24 protein-coding genes are annotated in these 24,480 nt (G+C 55.1%); 19 read left to right on the top strand and 5 right to left on the bottom strand.

The window, feature by feature from the left end:
- Both QMG27_RS08040 and rlmD read left to right on the top strand, forming a co-directional pair.
- A complete protein-coding gene (locus QMG27_RS08040) occupies positions 1-804 on the top strand; it encodes a peptidoglycan DD-metalloendopeptidase family protein (RefSeq protein ID WP_281814574.1) in 804 nt (267 codons plus the stop codon).
- A complete protein-coding gene (gene rlmD / locus QMG27_RS08035; protein WP_281810543.1) occupies positions 804-2,198 on the top strand; it encodes a 23S rRNA (uracil(1939)-C(5))-methyltransferase RlmD in 1,395 nt (464 codons plus the stop codon). Before QMG27_RS08040 ends, rlmD begins: the two co-directional genes overlap by 1 nt.
- Before the next feature lie 74 nt (positions 2,199-2,272).
- On the opposite strand, the gene QMG27_RS08030 is transcribed toward rlmD, so the two are convergent.
- Positions 2,273-2,959, bottom strand: a complete 687-nt coding sequence (locus QMG27_RS08030) for a Bax inhibitor-1 family protein (protein WP_281814572.1) — start codon at positions 2,957-2,959, stop codon at positions 2,273-2,275.
- Positions 2,960-3,132: 173 nt separating this feature from the next.
- On the opposite strand from QMG27_RS08030, the gene QMG27_RS08025 reads away from it, so the two are divergent.
- Positions 3,133-3,540, top strand: a complete 408-nt coding sequence (locus QMG27_RS08025) for a heme-binding protein (RefSeq protein ID WP_281810542.1) — start codon at positions 3,133-3,135, stop codon at positions 3,538-3,540.
- A 70-nt stretch (positions 3,541-3,610) separates the two neighbouring features.
- Here QMG27_RS08025 and QMG27_RS08020 read toward each other — a convergent pair whose 3' ends face one another.
- Positions 3,611-4,438 carry a pyruvate, water dikinase regulatory protein gene (locus QMG27_RS08020; RefSeq protein ID WP_281810541.1) on the bottom strand — a complete coding sequence of 276 codons (828 nt, stop codon included), beginning with the start codon at positions 4,436-4,438 and terminating at the stop codon, positions 3,611-3,613.
- A 178-nt stretch (positions 4,439-4,616) separates the two neighbouring features.
- On the opposite strand from QMG27_RS08020, the gene ppsA reads away from it, so the two are divergent.
- The 8 genes from ppsA (at position 4,617) to dnaB (ending at position 12,328) form a co-directional block, all read left to right on the top strand.
- Positions 4,617-7,007 carry a phosphoenolpyruvate synthase gene (ppsA, locus tag QMG27_RS08015; RefSeq protein WP_281810540.1) on the top strand — a complete coding sequence of 797 codons (2,391 nt, stop codon included), beginning with the start codon at positions 4,617-4,619 and terminating at the stop codon, positions 7,005-7,007.
- 7 nt (positions 7,008-7,014) lie between these two features.
- On the top strand, positions 7,015-7,275 hold the full coding sequence (locus tag QMG27_RS08010; RefSeq protein WP_281810539.1) for a hypothetical protein: 261 nt from the start codon (positions 7,015-7,017) through the stop codon (positions 7,273-7,275).
- Complete coding sequence (locus QMG27_RS08005; RefSeq protein ID WP_281810538.1) at positions 7,265-9,262, top strand: VC_2705 family sodium/solute symporter; 1,998 nt, start codon at positions 7,265-7,267, stop codon at positions 9,260-9,262. The genes QMG27_RS08010 and QMG27_RS08005 overlap by 11 nt, the downstream gene beginning before the upstream one ends.
- A 73-nt stretch (positions 9,263-9,335) precedes the next feature.
- A complete protein-coding gene (rpsF, locus tag QMG27_RS08000) occupies positions 9,336-9,701 on the top strand; it encodes a 30S ribosomal protein S6 (protein WP_281810537.1) in 366 nt (121 codons plus the stop codon).
- Between the two features lie 20 nt (positions 9,702-9,721).
- A complete protein-coding gene (gene priB, locus QMG27_RS07995) occupies positions 9,722-10,012 on the top strand; it encodes a primosomal replication protein N (protein ID WP_281810536.1) in 291 nt (96 codons plus the stop codon).
- 12 nt (positions 10,013-10,024) lie between these two features.
- Entirely contained in the window at positions 10,025-10,306 is a 282-nt protein-coding gene (rpsR, locus tag QMG27_RS07990) for a 30S ribosomal protein S18 (protein ID WP_044397946.1), read from the top strand.
- A gap of 11 nt (positions 10,307-10,317) precedes the next feature.
- Complete coding sequence (rplI, locus tag QMG27_RS07985) at positions 10,318-10,770, top strand: 50S ribosomal protein L9 (protein ID WP_108282337.1); 453 nt, start codon at positions 10,318-10,320, stop codon at positions 10,768-10,770.
- 145 nt (positions 10,771-10,915) lie between these two features.
- Positions 10,916-12,328 carry a replicative DNA helicase gene (gene dnaB / locus QMG27_RS07980; protein ID WP_281810535.1) on the top strand — a complete coding sequence of 471 codons (1,413 nt, stop codon included), beginning with the start codon at positions 10,916-10,918 and terminating at the stop codon, positions 12,326-12,328.
- 15 nt (positions 12,329-12,343) lie between these two features.
- Here the strand turns inward: dnaB and QMG27_RS07975 are convergent, their stop codons facing one another.
- The 3 genes from QMG27_RS07975 to QMG27_RS07965 all read right to left on the bottom strand — a co-directional run bounded on the left by QMG27_RS07975 (position 12,344) and on the right by QMG27_RS07965 (position 15,151).
- A complete protein-coding gene (locus QMG27_RS07975) occupies positions 12,344-13,975 on the bottom strand; it encodes a PhoH family protein (protein ID WP_281810534.1) in 1,632 nt (543 codons plus the stop codon).
- 153 nt (positions 13,976-14,128) lie between these two features.
- A complete protein-coding gene (locus QMG27_RS07970; RefSeq protein ID WP_281810533.1) occupies positions 14,129-14,617 on the bottom strand; it encodes a peroxiredoxin in 489 nt (162 codons plus the stop codon).
- 153 nt (positions 14,618-14,770) lie between these two features.
- Positions 14,771-15,151: an Mth938-like domain-containing protein gene (locus QMG27_RS07965; protein WP_281810532.1), complete on the bottom strand. Its 381-nt coding sequence runs from the start codon at positions 15,149-15,151 to the stop codon at positions 14,771-14,773.
- 64 nt (positions 15,152-15,215) lie between these two features.
- Here QMG27_RS07965 and QMG27_RS07960 point away from each other — a divergent pair, with 64 nt between their 5' ends.
- The 8 genes from QMG27_RS07960 to clpB all read left to right on the top strand — a co-directional run bounded on the left by QMG27_RS07960 (position 15,216) and on the right by clpB (position 24,468).
- Positions 15,216-16,442: a pyridoxal phosphate-dependent aminotransferase gene (locus QMG27_RS07960; RefSeq protein WP_281810531.1), complete on the top strand. Its 1,227-nt coding sequence runs from the start codon at positions 15,216-15,218 to the stop codon at positions 16,440-16,442.
- On the top strand, positions 16,439-17,749 hold the full coding sequence (locus QMG27_RS07955) for a homoserine dehydrogenase (protein WP_281810530.1): 1,311 nt from the start codon (positions 16,439-16,441) through the stop codon (positions 17,747-17,749). The genes QMG27_RS07960 and QMG27_RS07955 overlap by 4 nt, the downstream gene beginning before the upstream one ends.
- The gene (gene thrC / locus QMG27_RS07950) at positions 17,749-19,182 is read left to right on the top strand and encodes a threonine synthase (RefSeq protein ID WP_281810529.1); all 1,434 of its coding nucleotides are present in this window, start codon (positions 17,749-17,751) and stop codon (positions 19,180-19,182) included. The genes QMG27_RS07955 and thrC overlap by 1 nt, the downstream gene beginning before the upstream one ends.
- Entirely contained in the window at positions 19,179-19,709 is a 531-nt protein-coding gene (gene mobB, locus QMG27_RS07945) for a molybdopterin-guanine dinucleotide biosynthesis protein B (protein ID WP_281810528.1), read from the top strand. Before thrC ends, mobB begins: the two co-directional genes overlap by 4 nt.
- Positions 19,706-20,947, top strand: coding sequence for a gephyrin-like molybdotransferase Glp (gene glp / locus QMG27_RS07940; RefSeq protein WP_281810527.1), 1,242 nt, complete (start codon positions 19,706-19,708; stop codon positions 20,945-20,947). The genes mobB and glp overlap by 4 nt, the downstream gene beginning before the upstream one ends.
- Positions 20,944-21,207: a molybdopterin converting factor subunit 1 gene (moaD, locus tag QMG27_RS07935; RefSeq protein WP_281810526.1), complete on the top strand. Its 264-nt coding sequence runs from the start codon at positions 20,944-20,946 to the stop codon at positions 21,205-21,207. Before glp ends, moaD begins: the two co-directional genes overlap by 4 nt.
- Positions 21,208-21,222: 15 nt before the next feature.
- Positions 21,223-21,705, top strand: coding sequence for a molybdopterin synthase catalytic subunit MoaE (moaE, locus tag QMG27_RS07930; RefSeq protein ID WP_281810525.1), 483 nt, complete (start codon positions 21,223-21,225; stop codon positions 21,703-21,705).
- A 162-nt stretch (positions 21,706-21,867) separates the two neighbouring features.
- Entirely contained in the window at positions 21,868-24,468 is a 2,601-nt protein-coding gene (gene clpB, locus QMG27_RS07925) for an ATP-dependent chaperone ClpB (protein ID WP_281810524.1), read from the top strand.
- The last annotated feature ends 12 nt before the right edge of the window (positions 24,469-24,480 follow it).

Below are 24,480 nucleotides of genomic sequence, written 5' to 3'. Positions count from 1 at the left end.
ATAAGAATGTTTCGTTCTGGAATGTGGGGTGTGCTTGCGCTGGTTGCTGCCCTGGTGTTGTCGGCTTGTTCGAACAAAGGGCGTTTGGCTCCTGTTGATGACCATTCGGTGAGCGCCACTCGAGGTGCTGCTCGTGTTCTGCCTGGTTCTGAAAACGCAGGTAAACCTGGTTACTACACCGTGAAGCCAGGTGATACCTTGATCCGCATCGGCATGGATCATGGGCAGAGTGGGCGCGATATTGCGCGTTGGAACAAGCTTGAAAATCCCAACTTGATTGAAACAGGCCAGGTCCTGCGCGTGTTGCCCCCAGGCCCAGATGCGCCAGTAACTAAACCCACGAGTTCTGCGAGCGGCACCAATGCGCCTCCCATGCCGTCTGCACCTGCGACGCCCACACCTCCTGCTGCAAATGCAGCGCCAGCTGGTGCCGAGGACACGATCAGTTTTCAATGGCCAGCGCGCGGCAACTTGATTTCTGGCTTTGATGAGTCGAAAAACAAAGGTTTGGACATTGGCGGCAAAGTGGGTGACCCCGTGATGGCTGCTGCGGATGGTCGCGTGGTCTACGCCGGCGCAGGTTTGCGTGGCTACGGCAATCTGATCATCTTGAAGCACAACAACACCTATTTGACCGCTTACGCACACAACCAAACCTTGCTGGTGAAAGAAGACCAAGTCATCAAACGTGGCCAAAAAATTGCCGAAATGGGCAACAGCGATGCAGACCAAGTGAAGCTTCATTTTGAAATTCGCCGTCAAGGCAAGCCGGTTGATCCTGCCAAGTATTTATCGGCCAACTGATGACAGACACAACGACAGAAAAACAGTGGCCTGACAACGCGCTCACCATCGAATCGATGGACCTAGAAGCGCAGGGCGTGGGTCACCGCGCCGATGGCAAAGTGGTGTTTGTCGACGGTGCCTTACCCTTTGAGGTGGTGCGCGCCAATGTGCACCGCAAAAAAGACAACTGGGAAAAAGCATCGCTGCTCGAAGTGCTGCATGAGTCCTCGCAGCGCGTCACGCCTGGTTGCCCTCACTTTGGCTTGCATGCGGGTGCATGTGGCGGCTGCAAGATGCAGCACTTGGATGCTTCAGCACAAATCGCGGTCAAACAACGCGCCCTAGAAGACAACTTGTGGCACTTAGGCAAAGTGAAGCCTGAGACCATTCTTCGCCCCATTCAAGGCCCTGCATGGGGCTATCGTTTCCGCGCCCGTTTGTCGGTGCGCTATGTGGTGAAAAAGGGCGAAGTGTTGGTGGGGTTCCATGAGCGTAAGAGCCGCTACGTGGCTGATATGCGCCAGTGCCCCATCTTGCCGCCGCATGTCGATGCCATGCTCATGCCATTGCGTCAGCTGATTGGCAGCATGGATGCGCGTGAGACCTTGCCGCAAATTGAATTGGCTTGTGGTGACCATGTGACGGCTTTGGTGCTGCGCCACATGGAGCCCTTGAGTGCACACGACATGCAAGCTTTGCGCGACTTCGCCGCCAAGCACAACGTGCAGTGGTGGCTCCAGTCCAAAGGCCCAGACACCGTGTGTCTGATGGAGGGCGCTTTGGGTGAGCCGTTGTCTTACGCCTTGCCTGAATTTGGCATCACGATGCCGTTCAAACCGACTGACTTCACGCAAGTCAATCCGCATATCAACCGTGTGTTGGTCACACGCGCTTTGCGATTGCTTGAGGTGCAGCCGACTGAGCGTGTGATCGACTGGTTCTGCGGCTTGGGTAACTTCACCTTGCCTTTGGCAACGCTTGCACGCGAGGTCTTAGGCATTGAGGGCAGCGAGGCTTTGGTGACGCGCTCTGGCGAGAACTATGTGTTCAACCAAGCGAACCGAGACAAGCCTTTGGCGCCGACCAGCTTTGTCGCGCGTAACTTGTTTGAAATGACGCCCGAGTTGCTGCGCCAAGATGGCGCGGCAGACAAGTGGTTGGTGGATCCGCCGCGTGAAGGCGCTTTCTCATTGGTGCAAGCGCTGGCCGAGATGCACCAGCAGCCAGAACTTCGTCAGGGTTGGACACCACCCAAGCGCATTGTGTATGTGAGCTGCAACCCGTCTACTTTGGCGCGTGATGCGGGTGTGTTGGTGAATGCTGCAGGCTATCGCATTTCATCGGCAGGTGCGGTGAATATGTTCCCGCACACGGCCCATGTGGAGAGCATGGCTGTGTTTGATTTGGTTTAAACCGCAACGCCTCAAAATCTGCAGACGTAAAAAAGGGACCGTGAGGTCCCTTTTTTGTGGATGGTAGGAATGGCTTATTCGCGTTCGCCACCAAAGATGCCGAGCAAGGCCAGCAAGCTTTGGAACACGTTGATCACGTCCAAGTACAAAGTCAGTGTGGCGCTGATGTAGTTGGTTTCGCCGCCATCCATCACTTGCTTCAAGTCGTACAACATGAACGCGCTGAAGATGGCCATGGACAACATGGAAATCACCATCATGCCGGCTGATGAGCCAACGAACACGTTGATGATGCTGCCAACCATCAAGACCACCGCGCCCACCATGAGCCATTTGCCCATGCCAGACAAGTCGCGCTTGATGACGGTGGCCAAGCTGGCCATCACAAAGAACACGCCTGCTGTACCCGCAAAGGCGGTCATCACCAACTCTGCGCCATTTTTGAAGCCCAAAACCATGGCGATCATGCGGGAGAGCATGAGCCCCATGAAGAAGGTGAAGCCCAAGAGCACGTACACGCCGGTGGCGCTTTCTTTGGTGCGCTCGATGGCGTAGATGAAGCCGAAAGCGCCAGCCATCATCAAGATCATGCCCATCACGCCGGAGATGGCGTAGCTGATGCCAGTGGCTACGCCAATGTAGGCGCCCAACACGGTGGGCAGCATGCTGATGGCTAACAACCAGTAGGTGTTGCGTACCACGCGGTTGCGTTCAGCCGTTGGCAACACGTAGTAGTCAACGGTTTGAATGTTGTCATTCATCATGAGTAGATCTCCTATAAACCTGATGATTCAGATGGGGCGAATTCTAGAGGTTTCAAGGGCTGGTACTTCATAGCTTACTTTTATTGAGGTTTCTTTTGTCTTGAGCGAGGGTAGTGGGGCTGTCAGAGTCGGTATGCTTGGGGTTTTCTTACTTTTCAAACTTGTTGCACATGAAAACCAAACACTTCCTCGAATCCGCAGATGTCAAAGCCATTGCCGCAGCCGCCGAAGCGGAAGCTTTGAAAAACAACTGGGCAGTCACCATCGCCATCGTGGACGATGGCGGCCACCTGTTGAATTTGCACCGTTTGGATGGCGCACCTGGCATTTCTTCGCACATTGCCCCAGCCAAAGCTCACACAGCAGCCTTGGGTCGTCGTGAGAGCAAGGTGTATGAAGACGTCATCAATGGCGGCCGCATGTCATTCCTGAGCGCGCCTGCCGTGCAAGGCATGCTCGAAGGCGGCGTGCCCATCATCAAAGATGGTCAATGCATCGGCGCTGTGGGCGTGAGCGGTGTGAAGTCCAACGAAGACGCGCAAATCGCGAAAGCAGGCATTGCTGCCATTGGTCTGTAAACCTTCGCGTTTCTAACAAAAAGCCCCGCAGCGCTAGGCGTTGCGGGGCTTTTTTGTGAAGGGGGGCGCCTTAGTAAATCAAACGTTCAGGGTTGATTTCTTGCAAGATGGTGGTGGCAATTTCCTCAATGCTTTTGTGCGTGGTGGACAGCCAGCGAATGCCTGCACGGCGCATCATGGCCTCGGCTTCGGCCACTTCGTGGCGGCAGTTGGCAAGGCTGGCGTATTTGGAGTCAGGGCGGCGTTCGTTGCGAATTTCGCTCAAGCGCTCGGGTTGAATGGTGAGACCAAAAATCTTTTTCTTGTGTGGCATCAGGGCAGGGGGGAGTTGGCGGCGTTCAAAATCCTCAGGAATGAGCGGGTAGTTCGAAGCCTTCAAGCCGTGCTGCATAGCCAAGTACAAGCTTGTGGGGGTTTTGCCGCTGCGACTGACGCCGACCAAGATCACGTCAGACAACTCCAAATCGCGGTTGAGTTGACCATCGTCATGGGCCAAGCTGAAGTTGATGGCTTCGATGCGCTCTCGGTACTCTTGGCTCTTGCTGGCATCTGAGAAACGGCCCACACGGTGGTTGGACTTGATGCCCAGTTCTTTTTCGAGCGGATTCACAAAGATGCTGAACATGTCCATCAGCATGGTTTTGTCCTTGCAGCCTTCCAAAATCACGCTTAAGACCTCCATATTCACCAATGTGGTGAACACAATGGGGCGGCGGCCCTCGATTTCGCCTGTGTGCAGGATTTGCCGCACGGCTTGGTGCGCTTTGTCGACCGTGTCAACAAACGGGATGCGGATGTGGCGAAATTTCACTTCAAACTGCGCCAAGATGGCGTTGCCAAAGGTTTCTGCGGTGATGCCGGTGCCGTCAGAAACAAAAAACACGGTGGGATTGGGCATGAAAAACTTTCAAAGTAAATGAAGCCAAAAACACAGGTTTTGGCGGGCGAGATAGCTTGTCGGCCACCTACAATGCTCCATTATCCGAATTTCGCCAGGCAGACTGATCGATCCATTCGAACAACTAAAAAGTCGCCGCGCTGCATGGCACGCCAGTTTTAACTTTTGGAGCTTGTCTATGACTGCACTTTTCAGCCCAACCGCCTTGGTGGTTCCTTTTGAGCAACTGCGAATGACAGACGTCGAAGCCGTTGGCGGTAAAAACGCCAGCCTCGGCGAAATGATTTCGCAACTACCCTCTGGCGTGCGTGTGCCCACGGGCTTTGCCACGACGGCCCATGCCTTCCGCGAGTTTTTGGCGTTCGACGGCTTGACCGACAAAATCAACGCCCGCTTGGACAAGCTCGACACCGAAGACGTGCGCGCCTTGGCCGAAGCCGGTGCCGAAATTCGCGCCATGGTAGAGGCCCAGCCTTTCCCAGCCGATTTGGAAAAAGCGATTCGCGAAGCCTTCATCACCTTGTCTGAGGGCAACGCTGCCGCGACGTTTGCCGTGCGTTCTTCTGCCACTGCCGAAGACTTGCCAGACGCTTCTTTCGCAGGCCAACAAGAAACCTTCCTCAACGTGCACGGCATTGACGAAGTGCTGCACAAGATGAAAGAGGTGTTTGCTTCGCTGTACAACGACCGCGCCATCAGCTACCGCGTGCACAAGGGCTTTGCCCACGCCGATGTGGCTTTGTCTGCCGGTGTGCAACGCATGGTGCGCTCTGACACGGGCGCTGCTGGTGTGATGTTCACCATCGACACCGAATCGGGCTTTGAAGATGTGGTGTTCATCACCTCCAGCTATGGCTTGGGTGAGACCGTGGTGCAAGGCGCCGTGAACCCCGATGAGTTCTACGTGCACAAGCCCACCTTGAAGGCCGGCAAGCGCGCTGTGATTCGCCGCAACTTGGGTTCGAAGCTGATTCAAATGGTGTTCTCCACCGCCGAAGAGAAAAAAGCCAGCGGCAAGTTGGTGAAAACCGTGGACGTGCCCACTGAGTTGCGCAACCGTTATTCCTTGACCGATGCCGATGTGGAGCAACTGGCCCACTACGCGCTGGTGATCGAGCAGCACTATGGCCGCCCTATGGACATCGAGTGGGGTAAAGACGGCACAGACGGTCAGCTCTACATCTTGCAAGCGCGTCCTGAAACCGTGAAGAGCCAAGCCAAAGGCCAAGCCGAGCTGCGCTACAAACTCAAAGGTCACAGCACCGTGTTGGCCGAAGGCCGCGCGATTGGCCAAAAAATTGGCACGGGTCCCGTGCGTTTGGTGCACAACATCAGCGAGATGGACAAGGTCCAGCCCGGCGACGTGTTGGTCACCGACATGACCGACCCCAACTGGGAACCCGTGATGAAGCGCGCCAGTGCCATCGTGACCAACCGTGGTGGCCGCACCTGCCACGCCGCCATCATTGCGCGTGAGTTGGGCATTCCTGCGGTGGTGGGATGTGGCCACGCCACCGAGCAACTCAAAGACGGCACCTTGGTGACCGTGAGCTGTGCCGAGGGTGATACGGGTCGCATTTACGACGGTTTGCTTGAGACCGAAGTGACCGAAGTGCAACGCGGCGAGATGCCACAGATCAAAACCAAGATCATGATGAACGTGGGCAACCCACAGTTGGCCTTTGACTTCGCTCAGTTGCCCAACGAAGGCGTGGGCTTGGCCCGCTTGGAGTTCATCATCAACAACAACATTGGCGTGCACCCCAAGGCCATCTTGGACTACCCCAATGTCGACGCTGACTTGAAGAAGGCGGTGGAGTCTGTGGCCCGTGGCCATGCGTCACCCCGCGCGTTCTACGTGGACAAAGTGGCCGAAGGCATTGCCACCATTGCCGCCGCGTTTTTCCCCAAGCCTGTGATCGTGCGCATGTCGGACTTCAAGTCCAACGAATACCGCAAACTCATTGGCGGCAGCCGCTACGAGCCCGAGGAAGAAAACCCCATGTTGGGCTTCCGTGGCGCAGCCCGCTACATCAGCGAAGACTTCGGCGAAGCCTTTGCGATGGAGTGCGAAGCCATGCGTCGCGTGCGCGAAGACATGGGGCTCACTAACGTGCAAGTCATGGTGCCTTTCGTGCGCACCTTGGGCCAAGCTGAGCGCGTGACCAATTTGTTGGCCTCGCACGGTTTGAAGCGCGGCGAAAACGACCTCAAGGTCATCATGATGTGCGAAGTGCCAAGCAACGCCATCTTGGCAGACGATTTCTTGAAGTACTTCGACGGCTTCTCCATCGGCTCCAACGACTTGACCCAATTGACCTTGGGTCTCGACCGCGATTCCGGCTTGGAGCTGTTGGCCGCTGACTTTGACGAACGCGACCCCGCCGTGAAAGCCATGCTCAGCCGCGCCATTGCAGCTTGCAAGGCGCAAGGCAAGTACGTGGGTATCTGCGGCCAAGGCCCCAGCGACCACCCCGACTTCGCGCACTGGTTGGCAGACGAAGGCATCAGCTCCATCTCGCTCAACCCAGACAGCGTGATTGAGACTTGGAAATCATTGGCCAAGTGATTCAACCTTGACACACCAACCCACAGCTGCCTCTGAGTCAGAGGCAGCGTCCCCATTGTCGATAGGCGGCTCGGCCTTGCCGAGACGAACTTTGTGGGGTGTGGTGGGCTTGGTGTTGCTCACGGTCACCTCGTTGGGTTTGGCTTGGAGTTTTCCCAGCCTGACTTGGCTGCATTTTTTATGGGTCGCACAAGTGGTGCCTGTGCTGTATTTGCTTTTGGCATGGTGGGGAACGCAAGCGCCGCGTTCGGATGATGATGCCGCTTAAACCTTGGCCTTGGCGCTTGTTGTTGCTCAGCTTTGCTGGCTTGGTCCTGCTGACGCTTTTGTTGTTGCTCGCAGATTTTGCTGGCGTACCCAAGGCTGTGGTGAATGGCTTTTTCTTGGTGGTGTCCATCATTGGCTACGCACTCATCGGCATGTTTTGCCGAACAACAGTGCCAGAGGAGTACTTTGTCGCTGGGCGCAGCATCAGTGCGCCGATGAACGGCATGGCGACAGCCGCGGATTGGTTGTCTGCTGCTTCATTCATCGGTTTGACCGGATTGCTCTTAACGGATGGTTTGGTTGGGGATGGTCAACATCCGGGGGGACTGGCTTATCTGTTGGGCTGGACCGGTGGCTTTTGTTTGCTTGGTTTTTTGTTTGCAGCCAAGCTCAATCGGTCGCGTGCGATCACGATTCCTGATTTTTTAGAGCAACGTTTCGGCAGTGCCGCGGTGCGTTGGTTAGCGGCATGGGGCGCCATCTTGTGCTCGGGTATTTATTTGGTGGCGCAGATTTATGGCATTGGTTTGGTGGCATCCATGCTGTCAGGTTTGACCTTTGAACTCGGTGTCTTTCTGGCTTTGGGCGGTGTGTTGCTGTGCTCTTTTCTCGGTGGCATGCGTGCGGTGACATGGACGCAAGGCGTGCAATGCGTGGTGATTGTGGTGTCCATGGTGGTGTTGGCCATGGCGGTCTCATTCAAAACACAGGGGCATCCTTTTGTGACGGTGGCTGCGATTCAGTCATTGCCGACGATTCAACAACGCACGCAGCAAATTGAGTCTGATCCAGCAGAGCTGATGACGCGCGATGTCATTAGCCTGCGTATGAGCAGCTTAGACGTCAAGATTGCTGAGCCTATTTATGCCCGTGAAGTCGAACGGCAGATCGTGGCGAAACAAGTGGCACGTGCGAAAGCTGACAACGCTTCGCTGCGAGAAATTCAAAAATTAGAAGCAAACCCAGCGTGGCGCGAAACTTCGCTGGAGCGATTGGTGGGTGCTTGGCAGTCTGAGCGTGAAGTGCTGGCGCAAGCCATTGATCGACCTGTTGGTTTCCAAAAAAACAACTTGAATGGATGGAACGATGGCTTAAACAACAGCCTGGCTTTGATTTTTTGTTTGATGCTGGGGACTGCCGCATTGCCACATATCTTGGTGCGTTCTTACACAACGCCAACCCCTGCAGAGGCTGAGCGTTCAGTGGTCTGGGCGTTGGCTTTCATTGTGGTGGTGTACTTGTGTGCGTCTTCGTTGGCGGTGTTGCTTAAGTCGTATGTATTGACGGAATTGGTTGGGTCGCATTTGGATCAATTGCCCGATTGGGCGGATCGTTTGAAGCTGCGCAAACTGGCGTTGTTGAGCATCCAAGACTACAACCAAGACGGCATGGTTCAATACGCTGACGTTCGTCTGTTCAGTGACTATTTTGTGTTGGGTGTGCCTGAGATGACGCACATTTCATCGGTGTTTACAGGGTTGCTCGCTGCTGGGGCTTTGGCTGCGGCGCTTTCAACAGCAGATGGTTTGTTGCTGACGATTTCTAGTGCGTTGGCGCAAGATTTATATTTCCAAACAGCAGAGCCCAATGCGCCGCCCTTGCGTCGCATCATGTTGAACAAAATATTGTTGATGGTGGTGGCCTTGCTCGCTGCGTGGTTTGCCACCAATCGCCCCGTCAGTATTTTGTTCTGGGTGACCTGCGCGTTTTCGTTGGCAGCTTCGACGTTCTTCCCCGTCATGCTTTTGGGTATTTATTGGCGAGGCATGAACCATGTGGGCGCGCTGTTGTCGATGGTGGCGGGGCTTGCTGTGAGTTCTTACTACATTGCCTCTAATCACCCGTGGGTGCAGATGTGGCTGCATTGGCAGCCCGCGGACACCTTGTGGATGGGCTTGGACCCGGTGTGTGCGGGTGTTTTTGGGGTCCCTGCCGGATTCTTGATGGGGTACTTGGGGAGTAAGCTTCCCTTTAAGCTTAAAAATTGACTATAATCATGGGCTTTTCCCTTGCTGCCAGCGTCTGACGCCGCAGGCAGCTTCATATCCACAAGGAGTGTCCATGCGTCATTACGAAATCATTTTGTTGATCCATCCGGATCAAAGCGAACAAGTTCCAGCCATGCTGGAGCGTTACAAAGGCATGATCACCGCAGGTGGTGGTGCGATTCATCGTACGGAAGACTGGGGTCGCCGCCAGTTGGCCTACATGATCAACAAGCTTGCCAAAGCTCACTACATTTGCTTGAACATCGAAGCTAGCCAAGCTGTGATGTCTGAACTCGAACACGCGTTCAAGTTCAACGATGCTGTGTTGCGTCACATGACTGTCTTGCGTAAGAAGGCTGAAACAACACCTTCCATCATGATGAAGACCGTCGAGCGCGAAGAAGCTCGCAAGAACCAGCAAGCTGAGTTCGCGGGCTAATTGCTGACTCACGACAAGGTTTGAACCACGTTGTTTTGAACGCTTGTGTTGTAGAGGCTTCGGCCCTGCGATACACCCCAGCCGGTTTACCCGCCATTGATTTGAGTCTCGAACACGAGTCCGAAATTCAAGAAGCAGGGCAAAAGCGACAAGTCAAAGCAACCGTCAAAACAGTCGCCTTGGGATCCTTAGCTGAGCGTCTCGCTCAACTTCCCCTCGGTAGCCTTTGGCAGTTCAGTGGCTTTTTAGCCTCACCTCGTCACAGCAAAAACGTCGTTTTTCACATTCAAGATTTTCAGCAAATTTCATAGGAGGCCCAGATCATGGCCACATTCAAGAAATTCAACAAAGACAAGCGCCCAAAGCGCAACACGCAATCATTGCTTTTCAAGCGCAAGCGCTTCTGCCGCTTCACCGTCACTGGCGTTGAAGAAATCGACTACAAAGACGTCGACACATTGCGTGACTTCATTGCCGAAAACGGCAAGATCATTCCCGCACGCCTGACCGGCACACGCGCTATTTACCAACGTCAGCTGAACACTGCCATCAAGCGCGCACGCTTCTTGGCTTTGGTGCCTTACAGCGACCAGCACAAGATCTAAGGAGACCGACCATGCAAATTATTCTGCTCGACAAGGTCGTGAACCTCGGCAACCTCGGCGAAATCGTCCGTGTGAAAGATGGTTACGCCCGTAACTTTTTGATCCCATCAGGCCGCGCTCGTCGCGCCACTGAGACAGCGATCAAAGAATTCGAAGTTCGCCGCGCTGAACTCGAAAAAGCTGCTGCTGAAAAATTGGCTGCTGCACAAGCCCAAGGCGAGAAGCTGACTGGCAAAGTCATCAAGCTCAGCCAAAAAGCTGGCGTGGACGGTCGTTTGTTCGGCTCTGTGACCAACCACGACATCGCTGAAGCGTTGACGAAAGAAGGTTTCGCAGTGGCCAAAGCTCAGATCCGTATGCCTCACGGCCCCATCAAAACAGTGAGCGAAAGCGCTGTGGGCGTGGCATTGCACACTGACGTGATTGTTGAAATCACGGTCAACGTGCAAGGCGAGACTGCTTAAGTTTCTCCACACCTCAAAAGCCGCTCTTCGGAGCGGCTTTTTTATTTGTTCTTTGCATTTCCCCAGCTAACCCACGTCTTATCCACAGAGTTATCCCAAGCGTTTAGCGTCTCTGGGCTTAGGATGTGCGTTTTACAGGATCACTATGTCAGCCGAATCGCTAAGCTTTGAAGAAAGCTTCTCCCACGACCAACAAATTGCACAGCTGCGCATTCCGCCGCACTCCATCGAGGCAGAATCCAGTGTGTTGGGCGGCTTGTTGCTAGACAACGGTGCGTGGGACCGCGTTGGTGATTTGTTGGTTGAAGGCGATTTCTACCGCTACGAACACAAGCAGGTGTACGGCGCGATTGGTGCCTTGGTCAACGCCAGCCGTCCTGCGGATGTGATCACTGTCTACGAGCATTTGCAATCGTTGGGCAAGGCCGAAGAAATCGGTGGCTTGGGCTACCTCAACGCCTTGGCGCAATACGTGCCGAGCGCGAGCAATATTCGTCGTTATGCCGAGATCGTGCGTGAGCGCTCAATCCTGCGCAAGCTGGTGACCGCCAGTGATGAGATTGCTACCAATGCTTTCAACACTCAGGGCAGGGCCGTGGCTCAAATCTTGGATGAAGCCGAGCAAAAAATCTTCAACATTGGTGAAGAAGGCTCACGCATGAAGCAGGGCTTTCAAGCCATGCCGCAGTTGGTGGTCGATTTGCTCGATCGCGTGCAAGAGATGGCGGACAACCAAAACGACATCACCGGCGTACCGACAGGTTTTATTGACTTTGACCGCATGACCTCTGGCTTGCAGCCGGGTGATTTGATTGTGTTGGCGGCTCGTCCGTCTATGGGTAAGACCGCGCTGGCCATCAACATTGCCGAGCATGTGGCCTTGAACGAAGGTTTGCCTGTGGCTGTGTTCTCGATGGAGATGGGGGCGGCACAACTGGCAGTTCGTATCGTGGGCTCAATTGGCCGTGTCGACCAAGGCCACTTGCGCACAGGCAAGCTCAACGATGACGAATGGCCGCGTTTGACAGAGGCCATTGAAAAGCTGCGCAATGTGTCGCTGCACATTGACGAAACACCAGGTCTGACCCCGAGTGAGCTGCGTGCGAACGCTCGTCGTTTGGCGCGTCAGTGCGGCAAGCTCGGTCTGATCGTGGTCGACTATTTGCAGTTGATGAGCGGCTCAAGCAGCAGCGGTGGCGATAACCGAGCCACAGAGATTGGCGAAATTTCTCGCGGCTTGAAGATGCTTGCTAAAGAGTTGCAGTGCCCCGTGATTGCGCTGTCTCAGCTCAACCGAAGCGTGGAACAACGCACGGACAAACGCCCCATGATGAGTGACTTGCGTGAATCAGGCGCGATTGAGCAAGACGCGGACGTGATCATGTTCATCTACCGCGACGATTACTACAACAAAGAGTCCAAAGAGCCAGGCGTGGCCGAAGTCATCATCGGCAAGCAGCGTAACGGCCCCACAGGGACCGTCAAGCTGGCCTTCTTGAAACCACTCACCAAGTTCGAGAGCTTGGCCAGTGGCTACAGCAGTGGTGGCGATTACTAAGCCAGTCCTGAAGGTTTAAAGCACTTCACTGGCAAAGTCAGCCAGACGCGAGCGCTCGCCACGCGCCAAGGTGATGTGACCGCCGTGTGGCCATCCCTTGAAGCGGTCCACCGCATACGTCAAGCCCGATGAGCCTTCGGTCAGGTAGGGCGTATCAATCTGCGCCAAGTTACCCATGCAGATGATCTTGGTGCCGGGGCCCGCGCGCGTGATGAGCGTTTTGATTTGCTTGGGCGTCAAGTTTTGAGCTTCATCGATGATGAGGTACTTGTTCAAGAAGGTGCGCCCGCGCATGAAGTTCAAACTCTTGACCTTGATACGACTGCGAATCAAATCATTGGTGGCCGCACGACCCCATTCGCCGGCACTGGTTTCCGTTTTGGCCAACACTTCGAGGTTGTCGTCTAAGGCGCCCATCCATGGGCCCATTTTTTCTTCTTCGGTGCCAGGCAAGAAACCAATGTCTTCGCCCACGCTCACGGTCGCGCGGGTCATGATGATTTCGGTGTAGCGGCGATCGTCTAACACTTGTGTCAAACCAGCTGCCAAGGCCATCAATGTTTTACCCGTGCCGGCGGTGCCTGTGAGGGTGACAAAGTCAATCTCAGGGTCAGTGAGCAAGTTCATCGCAAAGTTTTGTTCGCGGTTGCGTGTCGTCACGCCCCACACGGCATTTTTGAGATGTGTGAAATCTTTGAGTGTTTTCAACACCACGGTGTTGCCGCGAATTTCGGTGACGCGGGCGTACAAGCTGGGCTCTCCAGCAGACTCGTGATACACAAACTGGTTGATGTGCAAGTCGGGTACCAGTGGGCCACTCAGGCGGTAGAAGGTGTGGCTGCCACTTTGCCAACTCTCAACCTCTTTGGCGTGCTTGAGCCAGAAGTCTTCGGGCAGCGCCATCGCGCCCGAATACAACAGGTCACCGTCTTCCAGGGTCTTGTCGTTTTGATAGTCTTCAGCGGCTAGACCTAGTGCACGCGCTTTGACGCGCATGTTGATGTCTTTGGAGACCAACACCACTTCGCGTGGGGCATGTTTGACACGCAGGGCTTCCACCACCCCCAAGATTTGGTTGTCGGCTTTGCCTTGTGGCAGGCTGGAGGGGAGTGTGAAATCGAGGGGCTCGGTTTGGAAAAACAGGCGGCCGCTGACTTCGATGTGGCCGGTGCCATCGAGCTGGATGCCGGTGAGGATGTCAGCCTCATGTGATGCCACAAGTGCATCAAGCGAACGACTGGTCTGACGGGCATTGCGGGCTACTTCGGTCATGCCTTTTTTGTGGCCGTCGAGTTCTTCGAGCACGATCATGGGCAGATACACATCGTGCTCTTCGAAGCGGAACAAGCACATGGGGTCGTGCATCAGCACATTGGTGTCGAGTACGAATAATTTGGCAGGGCCTGTGTGCTTTTTCTTCGGACTTGTTTTTCGCTCGACCTTGTTGGCTGGAATTGAGATTGGTTTGCGTGAGACTGGGCTGACGGCCTTTGCCTCTTGGGGGGCTACAGAGATTTCCGCTGTCGACGCTTGTTTGGGACGAACTGCAGATTTCCGTGCGTTGCGCGATTTGGTTGTTATGGCGGCATCTAAGCCCTCGGTGTTCAACAAAGCGGCACGTTTGGCGGGAGCGGGAGGCAATGGCATAGATGAAACTTAAAGAGTTGAAACACGAAAGTTGGTTTGAAAAAGCGAAAAAGCCGCCTGGAGGCCAAGGCGGCTTTTGATGGGATACCCGTTCACTTCTGTCAATGTCATGAAGCCACTATACCCGAGCTCCGTGACACTTTTGGGCAGGGCTTATGCGGCTGCTGCGGTGGCCTTTTTCAAGGCCTTGACAGCTTTGAGTACTTCGTCCACATGACCTGGCACTTTGAGGCCACGCCATTCTTCTTTCAGCAAGCCGTCGGCGCCAATCAAAAATGTGCTGCGCTCGATGCCTTTGACTTTTTTGCCGTACATGATTTTGTTTTTCACCACGCCAAACATGTGGCACATTTTTTCTTCGGTGTCGGCAATCAACTCGAAAGGCAGCTCGAGCTTGGTTTTGAAGTCATCATGCGATTTCATGTTGTCGCGTGACACGCCAAACACCAAAGCGCCCGCTTTGACGAAGTCTTTGTATTTGTCGCGGAACTGCATAGCCTCTGTGGTGCAGCCTGGGGTGTTGTCCTTTGGGTAAAAGTACAAGACCATCATTTGGCCTACGTGCGACGTGTTGCTGACCTTGATGCCGCCTGTTGCATTGGCTTCAAATTCGGGGAGGGGTTTGTTGACAACAATGGCCATAGCGCTCAATCGGATGTGACAGTTCAGACGGCCGGATCAAGGAGGCGACTGTCGAGACAGCCCCCTTCCGGCAACCCATTATTTTAACTTAGAAACTTGCTTTTTTGAAAGCTGACTGTAGGCAGAACGCTGGCCAAAGCGCGTTCTAAATTCTTACTTGTCAGCAGTCTCGAGCAGTAGCGCCGCTGCGACTTTGCGGCCTTCACCTGCCAAGATGTTGTAGGTGCGGCAAGCGGCTTGTGTGTCCATGGTTTCAAGGCCTAGGCGGCGCTGCATCAAAGCCACTTGCCATTCGGGCTTGGGAAAGCGCAGGCGTTCACCGCTGCCAAAAATGACCAATTCAACATCGAGATCTGCGAGTTGGGCAAAGTGTTGCGGGCCTAAATCCTCAAAACTTTGACAATTCCAATCCAGTCGAACGCCCTCAGAAGTGATCAACACACTGTGCGTGATTTTTTCACCTTGGATGGCAATCCATCCTGGGCCATAAGCGGTGACCGACTGGGTCTCGATGCGATCGGGTTGTAATTTCATAAATGCCTTGAGATCTGTGGTCAAATTATAGGTTTCACCCCGTAAAAGAGCCCTCGGAGGGACTTTGAAGAAGATCCAAAAATCCAACAAGCTGTCCAACGTCTGTTATGACATTCGCGGTCCCATCATGGACCGAGCGCGTCAAATGGAGGAGGAGGGCCACAAGATCATCAAACTCAACATCGGCAACTTGGCCGTGTTTGGCTTTGATGCGCCTGAAGAAATCCAACAGGACATGATCCGCAACCTGCCCACCTCGGCGGGTTACTCGGACAGCAAAGGCATTTTTGGCGCCCGCAAAGCGGTGATGCACGAGACGCAAAAGCAAGGCATCAAAGGCGTCACGCTCGATGACATCTACCTTGGCAACGGCGCGAGCGAGCTGATCGTCATGGCCACCAACGGCTTACTCAACAACGGCGACGAGTTGCTCTTGCCTGCGCCTGACTATCCGCTTTGGACTGCTGCGGTAAGCTTGTCTGGCGGTACACCTGTGCACTATGTGTGTGACGAAGACAACGGTTGGATGCCCAACATCGACGATATTCGTTCGAAGATCACCAAGAACACCAAGGGCATTGTGGTCATCAACCCCAACAACCCCACCGGTGCTTTGTACTCAGATGAACTGCTGCTGCAAATCGTCGAGCTCGCACGCAAGCATGGCTTGATCATCTTTGCGGACGAGGTGTACGACAAGGTCTTGTACGACGGTGTCAAACACACGCCCATTGCCAGCTTGAGCGAAGACGTGTTGACGCTCACCTTCAACTCCTTGTCCAAGAGCTATCGCTCATGCGGTTATCGCGCAGGTTGGTTGGTGGTGTCGGGTGACAAGAAGCCGGCGGCTGATTACATCGAGGGCCTCAACATGCTCTCGAACATGCGCTTGTGCGCCAACGTGCCAGGCCAGTGGGCGATCCAAACCGCCTTGGGCGGCTACCAAAGCATCAACGATTTGGTAGGCGAGGGCGGTCGTTTGCGCAAGCAGCGCGACTTGGCCTATGAGCTCATCACAGCCATTCCTGGTGTGACGTGTGTGAAGCCGCAAGCTGCGCTCTACATGTTCCCGCGCTTGGACCCCAAGGTGTACCCGATCAAAGACGACCAACAGTTTTTCTTGGAGCTCCTCCAAGAAACCAAGGTCATGTTGGTGCAGGGCACGGGTTTTAACTGGAAGACCACGGATCACTTCCGCATCGTGTTCTTGCCCCATGAAGACGACTTGCGTGAGGCCATCTCACGCATCGCCAAATTCCTCGAAAACTATCGCAATAAGACATCGAAATGAAACCTATCCAAGTTGGCCTCTTAGGCATCGGCACTGTTGGCAGCGGCACTTTTGAAGTGCTCAAACGCAACCAAGAAGAAATCACACGCCGTGCAGGTCGTGGCATTGAAGTGGCCATGGTGGCAGACCTCGATGTGGCACGTGCCAAAAGCATTGTGGGTGCAAACGTTCAAGTGGTGGACGATGCACGCAAAGTCATCGCCAACCCCGAGATTGACATCGTGGTCGAGTTGATTGGTGGCTACGGCATTGCCAAGCAACTCGTGCTCGAAGCCATCGAAGCGGGCAAGCATGTGGTGACGGCCAACAAGGCATTGCTCGCTGTGCACGGCACTGAAATTTTTGCTGCCGCTCACAAAAAGGGCGTGATGGTGGCGTTTGAAGCCGCAGTGGCCGGTGGTATTCCGATCATCAAAGCTTTGCGTGAGGGCCTCACCGCCAACCGTATTCAATGGCTGGCCGGCATCATCAACGGCACAACCAACTTCATCTTGTCCGAGATGCGTGACAAAGGTTTGGCCTTTGCCGATGTGCTCAAGCAAGCGCAAGAGCTCGGCTATGCCGAAGCTGACCCCACTTTCGACATCGAAGGTGTGGACGCCGCGCACAAGGCCACCATCATGTCGGCCATCGCGTTTGGCGTGCCTGTGCAGTTTGACAAAGCGCATGTCGAAGGCATCACCAAGCTCGAATCGCAAGACATCAAATACGCCGAGCAATTGGGCTACCGCATCAAGCTCTTGGGTATTTCCAAGCGCACCGAGGCGGGCATTGAGTTGCGCGTGCACCCATGCTTGGTGCCTGCCAAGCGTTTGATCGCCAACGTCGAAGGCGCGATGAACGCGGTGATGGTGCAAGCCGATGCCGTGGGCACCACGCTGTACTACGGCAAAGGCGCGGGCAGCGAACCCACCGCCAGTGCGGTGATTGCCGACTTGGTGGACATCACCCGTTTGCACACCGCCGACCCGTTGAACCGTGTGCCGCATTTGGCATTCCAGCCCGATGCGATGAGCAGCTTGCCCATTTTGTCGATGGACAAAGTGGTGACCAGCTACTACCTGCGCTTGCGCGTGGCCGACGAGGCGGGCGTGTTGGCCAAGGTCACTGGTATTTTGGCCAACGCCAACATCAGCATCGATGCGGTGTTGCAGCGTGAAGCCGGTGAGGGCGAAAACCAAACCGACCTCATCATCCTGACCCACGATTGCGTGGAAGCGAACATGAACCAAGCCATGGCACAAATGCAGCAGCTCAACACTGTGTTGGCCCCCATCACCCGCATCCGCAAAGAAGAGTTGAACTGATGTTGTATTTGTCCACGCGCGGCCATGCCGAGCGCAAGCGTTTTTGTGAAATCTTGTTAGAAGGCTTGGCCCCTGATGGCGGCTTGTATTTGCCCGAGCACTACCCCCAAGTGGATGACGTTGCGCTCACACGTTTGCGCACCACGTTCAACGCCCAGGGCTATGCCGCGTTGGCGTTTGAAGTGCTGTCGCTTTACATCGACGACATTCCTGCCGCTGACCTGAAAGCCTTGTGCGCCAAGACCTACACGCAAGATGTGTTTGGCACAGCGGCCATCGTGCCCGTGCGCCCCTTGGAAGAGGGCTTGTATGTGGAGGCCTTGTCCAATGGCCCCACGCTTGCGTTCAAAGACATGGCCATGCAACTGCTGGGCAACTTGTTTGAGTACGAGTTGGCGCGCCGTGGTGAAGAACTGAACATTTTTGGTGCCACCAGTGGCGACACCGGCAGCGCGGCCGAGTACGCCATGCGCGGCAAAAAAGGTGTGCGCGTGTTCATGACCAGCCCACACGGCCGCATGAGCCCCTTCCAGCAAGCGCAAATGTTCAGCTTGATGGACGAGAACATTCACAACATCGCCATCGAAGGCGTGTTTGACGATTGCCAAGATTTGGTCAAAGCCGTGTCCAATGATTTGGACTTCAAAACCAAATACAAAATTGGCACGGTCAACTCCATCAACTGGGCGCGTTTGTTGGCGCAGGTGGTGTACTACTTCGCAGGCTACTTCCAAGCGACCACGGCCAACAGCCAAAAGGTGAGCTTCACTGTGCCCAGCGGCAACTTTGGCAACGTGTGCGCCGGCCATGTGGCCCGCATGATGGGCTTGCCTGTGGACACCTTGGTGGCAGCCACCAACGAGAACGATGTGTTGGATGAGTTCTTCCGCACCGGCGTGTACCGCGTGCGTGGCAGCGTCGACACATTTGAAACTTCAAGCCCCTCGATGGACATTTCCAAGGCCAGCAACTTCGAGCGCTTTGTGTTCGATCTGCTCGGTCGTGATGCTGCCTTGACCAAGGACTTGTTTGGCGCGCAGCTGTCGCAACACGGCAAGTTCGATTTGAGCTGCAACCCACACTTCGTCGAAGCCGCCACACGTTACGGTTTTGCCAGCGGCAAGAGCACACACGCCAACCGTTTGGCCACCATCCAAGACGTGCACAAACGCTTTGGCCAGATGATCGACACCCACACCGCTGACGGCGTGAAAGTGGCGCGTGAGCATGTCAAAGCTGGTGTGCCCATGATCGTGTTGGAAACCGCATTGCCCATCAAATTTGCCGCCACGATTGAAGAGGCATTGGGCCAAGAGCCCACACGCCCTGCCAAGTTCAACGGCATTGAAGCCTTGCCTAAGCGCGTGCATGTGATGAAAGCCGATGTGGCGCAAATCAAGGCTTACATCGCGAAGCATTGCGACCACGCATGAAGGTCGTCGCCTTTGCTGGATATTCCGGCTCAGGAAAAACCACTTTGGTGGAGCAGCTGATTGGCTGCATGCGCATGAAAGGTTTGCGCGTGTCTGTGGTCAAGCATGCACACCACAACTTTGACATCGACAAGCCCGGCAAAGACAGCTGGCGCCACCGCGAGGCGGGGGCGTTTGAGGTGCTGGTGGCGTCCAATCAACGTATGGTGTTGCAGCGCCAGTTTGAGCAGCCTGCACAGCTCTCAGTGCACCACCTGTTGGCCGAGGTTTACGAGGGCGTGGATTGGGTGTTGGTGGAAGGCTTTAAGCGAAGCGATTTGCTCAAGGTTGAAGTTTGGCGTCATGCGTCTGCGCAACCGGTACGATACCCAGAGGATGATTTTGTGGTGGCGATTGCCACGGATTCGCCCAATGATTTGCCTGAAATCACGCAACGTCCTGTGCTTGATTTGAATGATCCCTACGCCATCACTGATTGGCTCATCGCCAATCAGTCGCGTTTTGAATACACCCCACCGATGTTATGACGCGTCCTGCATTGCTTTCTTTGGATGAGGCTTTGCCTCAGTTGTTAGAACAGGCTCATGCCTTGCCCCATTCGCAGGTGGTGTCCACCTTTGACGCCGATGGCCGAGTGCTGGCGCAAGATGTGATTGCGGCATTGCAAGTGCCGCCACAGGACAACAGTTCGATGGATGGTTACGCTGTGCGTGCTTCTGATTGCACACAAGCAGGTTCAGTGTTGCGAGTGACCCAGCGCATTCCTGCTGGCACACACGGCGCACAGATCCATGCAGGCGAGGCTGCCCGTATCTTTACTGGTGCCCCTATTCCACCGGGTGCGGATGCTGTGGTGATGCAAGAAGACTGCGAAGCCTTAGAGGGCGAACAGGTCAAGGTCAACAAGGCGGTGCCTGCAGGACAGTGGATTCGCCGCTCCGGCGAAGACGTGACGCGCGGCGCTACGGTATTGAACAAAGGCACTCGCTTGACGCCTGCTGAGCTGGGTCTTGCTGCCAGCATTGGCTTGGCTCAGGTGCAAGTGTCTACGCGTCCACGCGTGGCTTTGTTTTCTACGGGCGATGAATTGGTCATGCCCGGCGAGGTTGCCCCCGAGGCCATGCCCGCTGGCGCCATTTACAACTCCAACCGTTTCTTTTTGCGCGCCATGTTGCTGCGCTTGGGATGCGAGGTGACAGACCTTGGCATCGTTCCCGACAAACGCGAAGCCACCATTGCTGCACTGCGCGATGCGGCCCAGCACCATGATTTGATTCTCACCAGTGGCGGCGTGTCGGTGGGCGAAGAAGACCACATCAAGCCCGCTGTGCAAAGCCTGGGCGAGTTGAACCTGTGGCAGCTGGCCATTAAGCCCGGAAAACCTTTTGCGTACGGCAAGGTGAATCGTGAAACTGCCAGTGATGTATGTCACTTCATGGGCTTGCCTGGCAACCCTGTATCAAGCTTTGTGACTTTCTTGTTGTTGGTGCGTCCGTTTGTGTTGGCTTTGCAAGGTGTCACACACACTGACATTGCACGCACAGAAATGGTGGCTCACTTTGATTGGCCCCGCGCTGACAAGCGTCGCGAGTTCTTGCGTGTCAAGCGCAATGCAGAAGGTGGCTTAGATTTGTTCCCAAACCAAAGCTCAGGTGTGCTCACCTCAGCCGTGTGGGGCGATGGCGTGGTGGATAACCCTGCTGGGCAAACGATTTCAAAAGGCGATACCGTTCGCTTTATTTCCTTTGCGGAGTGGCTGGCATGAGCGTGACCTACAACGTGAATCTCAAATACTTTGCGTCCATTCGCGAAGCCATCGGGGAAGGCAGCGAAAGCGTGAGCACGCACGCTGCTACGCTCAGTGCTTTGCGAGAAGAATTGATCGCCCGTGGCGGCGCATACGCCGACGTGCTGGCCCACGGACGCGCCGTTCGCATGGCCTTGAATCAAGAGTTATGCGATGAATCCGCAGCCTTGAGTGAGGGTTGCGAAGTGGCATTTTTCCCCCCCGTCACTGGCGGTTAAACCCAAAGGGCCGTTATGTCGTTCACCGTCAGCATTCAAACCCAAGACTTTGATGTGAGCCAAGAGTTGGCCTCTTTGCGTGCGGGTGATGCGCGTGTTGGCGCAGTGTGCTCATTTTTGGGTACGGTGCGCGAGCGCAACGATGGCAGCTCAGTTGCCAGCATGGAGCTGGAACACTACCCCGGTATGACCGAAAAATCCATCTCAGCCATGATGGATGAGGCCCGCCAGCGTTTTGACATTTATGCCGCGCGTGTGATTCATCGTGTGGGCTTGTTGCATCCACAAGACCAAATCGTTTTCGTCGCAGTGACCTCTGCGCATCGTGGCGAGAGCTTCAAGGCCTGTGAGTTTTTGATGGACTACCTCAAGACTCAAGCGCCTTTCTGGAAAAAAGAAGTCACGCCCGAAGGCGCACGCTGGGTCGATGCTCGTGTGAGTGACGACCAAGCTCTGGCCCGTTGGGGCATTGAAGCCAGCAACAGCGGGGCCATCTGAGGGCGCTACCAAGGGCGTTGCTGCTGGCTGAATGTCTGCGTGCGATGGGCTCTTGTTGGTTTAGAACTTGACCCATATCAAGGCTTGGCGGCGTGTTACCCCTTGAAATAGCCAGCGGCTGCCTCAAGTACTGACCAATTCAACAAATTCCTCGGAGTTTCCATGCGTATTGACAAACTCACCACCAAGTTTCAAGAAGCCCTTAGCGACGCCCAAACGCTGGCGCTAGGGGGCGATCACGCCTATATCGAGCCTTCTCATGTCTTGGTGGCCATGCTGCGCCAAAACGATGGTCCTAAGTCGCTGCTGCAGCGCGCAGGGGCCAATGTGTCGGGCTTGTTGTCATCTGCTGAAGACGCGATGAACCGCTTGCCCAAGGTCGAAGGCCAAGAGCAGGTGCAAGTGGGACGCGATACCGTGTCCTTGATTCAAGCCGCAGAAAAAGAAGCCATTAAGCGAGGCGACCAATTTGTAGCCAGTGAGTTGTTTTTGCTCGCCATGTGCGACAACAAAGGCAACTGGGGCAAGCTCACCATGCAAAACGGTTTGAACCGCAAGTCTTTAGAGGCAGCGGTGATGGCGGTGCGTGGCGGCCAAAAAGTGGACAACGCGGAGAGCGAAGGCCAGCGCGAGTCGCTCAAGAAATATTGTCTTGATCTGACCGAGCGTGCGCGTCTTGGCAAGCTTGACCCCGTGATTGGCCGTGACGATGAAATTCGCCGCGCCATTCAGGTGTTGCAACGTCGCAGCAAAAACAACCCTGTGCTCATCGGCGAACCAGGCGTTGGCAAGACTGCCATTGTGGAAGGCTTGGCTCAGCGTATCGTGGCAGGAGAGGTGCCTGATTCGCTCAAAGGCAAACGCGTGTTGTCACTCGACATGGCCGCTTTGTTGGCCGGTGCGAAATATCGTGGCGAGTTTGAAGAGCGCTTGAAAAGCGTGTTGAACGAACTCGCAAAAGACGAAGGCCAAACCATTGTGTTTATTGACGAGTTGCACACCATGGTGGGTGCAGGCAAAGCCGATGGTGCGATGGACGCGGGCAATATGCTCAAGCCCGCTTTGGCGCGTGGCGAGCTGCACTGCGTGGGTGCCACCACGTTGGATGAATACCGCAAGTACATCGAGAAAGATGCGGCGCTAGAGCGTCGTTTCCAAAAAATCATTGTGGGTGAACCTTCGGTGGAGGCCACCATTGCCATCTTGCGCGGCCTGCAAGAAAAGTACGAAGTGCACCACGGTGTGGAGATCACCGATCCTGCCATCGTGGCGGCGGCCGAGCTGAGCCATCGCTACATCACCGACCGTTTCTTGCCCGATAAGGCGATTGATTTGATTGACGAGGCGGCGGCCAAGATCAAGATTGAAATCGACTCCAAGCCCGAGGTGATGGACAAGTTGGACCGTCGCTTGATTCAACTGAAAATTGAACGCGAAGCGGTGCGCAAAGAAAAAGACGAAGCCTCGCAAAAACGTTTGGAGTTGCTCGAAGAAGACATCACCCAAGTGAGCAAAGAGTACGCTGACTTGGAGGAAATTTGGAAAGCTGAAAAATCCACCGCACAAGGTAGTGCCCAGATCAAAGAAGAGATTGACCGCTTGCGTCATCAGATTGAAGAGCTGACCCGTAAGGGCGATTTCAACAAAGTGGCCGAGCTGCAATATGGCAAATTGCCCGAGCTTGAAAAGCGTTTGAAAGAAGCCAACGCCCGCGAGAGCGGCAAGGCCAGTGAGGGCGGTCACCGTTTACTGCGCACACAAGTAGGCGCCGAAGAAATTGCCGAAGTCGTGGCACGTGCCACGGGCATTCCGGTGTCCAAACTCATGCAAGGCGAGCGCGACAAGCTCTTGCAGATGGAAGATAAATTGCACGAGCGTGTGGTGGGTCAAGACGAAGCCATCGTGGCGGTGGCCAACGCCATTCGCCGTTCACGCGCAGGCTTGGGCGACCCCAATCGACCCACCGGTTCGTTCTTGTTCTTAGGCCCAACCGGCGTGGGTAAGACCGAGTTGTGCAAAGCGCTGGCAGGTTTCTTGTTTGACAGCGAAGATCACATGATTCGCATCGACATGAGCGAGTTCATGGAGAAGCATTCGGTCAGCCGTTTGGTGGGCGCGCCTCCCGGCTATGTGGGCTATGACGAGGGCGGTTACTTGACCGAGGCCGTGCGTCGCAATCCCTACAGCGTGTTGCTGCTCGATGAGGTAGAGAAGGCGCACCCCGATGTGTTCAACATCTTGTTGCAAGTGTTGGACGATGGCCGCCTGACCGATGGCCAAGGCCGCACCGTGGACTTCAAAAACACGGTGATCGTGATGACATCCAACATCGGCTCGCCCATCATCCAAAGCATGGTCGGCCAAGACGCGCAAGACATCAAAGACGCGGTGTGGGATGAGCTCAAGTCACATTTCCGTCCCGAGTTTTTGAACCGCATTGACGAGACAGTGGTGTTCCACGGTTTGGATGCCGAACACATTGCGCGCATTGCCGCCATCCAGCTCAAGATCTTGGCCAGTCGCTTGACCAAGATGGACTTGACCTTGGATGTGTCGCCAGCCGCTTTGGCCGAATTGGCAAAGGTGGGCTTCGATCCAGTCTTTGGTGCGCGCCCCTTGAAGCGGGCCATTCAGCAGCGCATTGAAAATCCGCTGTCTAAGTTGTTGTTGGAGGGTAAGTTCTTGCCCAAAGACACAATTGCGGTCAGTGTCGATCCCGTGCGAGCACCGGGTGAATTTGCATTCACCAAAGTCGAGGTTTGACCCCAGATAGGT

The sequence above is a fragment of the Limnohabitans sp. MORI2 genome, assembly GCF_027925025.1.
GTDB lineage: Bacteria > Pseudomonadota > Gammaproteobacteria > Burkholderiales > Burkholderiaceae_C > Limnohabitans.
Note: the sequence above shows the minus strand (reverse complement) of the source record. Positions and strands in the feature narration are given on the sequence as shown.

What these genes read in the sequence shown, in the direction of transcription:
- dnaB (WP_281810535.1), top strand. Translation starts at nt 10,916, where the DNA reads ATGTCAGCCGAATCGCTAAGCTTTGAAGAAAGCTTCTCCCACGACCAA.
- rpsF (WP_281810537.1), top strand. Translation starts at nt 9,336, where the DNA reads ATGCGTCATTACGAAATCATTTTGTTGATCCATCCGGATCAAAGCGAA.
- QMG27_RS08030 (WP_281814572.1), bottom strand. Translation starts at nt 2,959, where the DNA reads ATGAATGACAACATTCAAACCGTTGACTACTACGTGTTGCCAACGGCT.
- QMG27_RS08005 (WP_281810538.1), top strand. Translation starts at nt 7,265, where the DNA reads ATGCCGCTTAAACCTTGGCCTTGGCGCTTGTTGTTGCTCAGCTTTGCT.
- moaE (WP_281810525.1), top strand. Translation starts at nt 21,223, where the DNA reads ATGTCGTTCACCGTCAGCATTCAAACCCAAGACTTTGATGTGAGCCAA.
- glp (WP_281810527.1), top strand. Translation starts at nt 19,706, where the DNA reads ATGACGCGTCCTGCATTGCTTTCTTTGGATGAGGCTTTGCCTCAGTTG.
- mobB (WP_281810528.1), top strand. Translation starts at nt 19,179, where the DNA reads ATGAAGGTCGTCGCCTTTGCTGGATATTCCGGCTCAGGAAAAACCACT.
- clpB (WP_281810524.1), top strand. Translation starts at nt 21,868, where the DNA reads ATGCGTATTGACAAACTCACCACCAAGTTTCAAGAAGCCCTTAGCGAC.
- QMG27_RS08020 (WP_281810541.1), bottom strand. Translation starts at nt 4,438, where the DNA reads ATGCCCAATCCCACCGTGTTTTTTGTTTCTGACGGCACCGGCATCACC.
- QMG27_RS07955 (WP_281810530.1), top strand. Translation starts at nt 16,439, where the DNA reads ATGAAACCTATCCAAGTTGGCCTCTTAGGCATCGGCACTGTTGGCAGC.
- rplI (WP_108282337.1), top strand. Translation starts at nt 10,318, where the DNA reads ATGCAAATTATTCTGCTCGACAAGGTCGTGAACCTCGGCAACCTCGGC.
- ppsA (WP_281810540.1), top strand. Translation starts at nt 4,617, where the DNA reads ATGACTGCACTTTTCAGCCCAACCGCCTTGGTGGTTCCTTTTGAGCAA.
- moaD (WP_281810526.1), top strand. Translation starts at nt 20,944, where the DNA reads ATGAGCGTGACCTACAACGTGAATCTCAAATACTTTGCGTCCATTCGC.
- QMG27_RS07970 (WP_281810533.1), bottom strand. Translation starts at nt 14,617, where the DNA reads ATGGCCATTGTTGTCAACAAACCCCTCCCCGAATTTGAAGCCAATGCA.
- QMG27_RS07975 (WP_281810534.1), bottom strand. Translation starts at nt 13,975, where the DNA reads ATGCCATTGCCTCCCGCTCCCGCCAAACGTGCCGCTTTGTTGAACACC.
- QMG27_RS07965 (WP_281810532.1), bottom strand. Translation starts at nt 15,151, where the DNA reads ATGAAATTACAACCCGATCGCATCGAGACCCAGTCGGTCACCGCTTAT.
- thrC (WP_281810529.1), top strand. Translation starts at nt 17,749, where the DNA reads ATGTTGTATTTGTCCACGCGCGGCCATGCCGAGCGCAAGCGTTTTTGT.
- QMG27_RS08025 (WP_281810542.1), top strand. Translation starts at nt 3,133, where the DNA reads ATGAAAACCAAACACTTCCTCGAATCCGCAGATGTCAAAGCCATTGCC.
- rlmD (WP_281810543.1), top strand. Translation starts at nt 804, where the DNA reads ATGACAGACACAACGACAGAAAAACAGTGGCCTGACAACGCGCTCACC.
- rpsR (WP_044397946.1), top strand. Translation starts at nt 10,025, where the DNA reads ATGGCCACATTCAAGAAATTCAACAAAGACAAGCGCCCAAAGCGCAAC.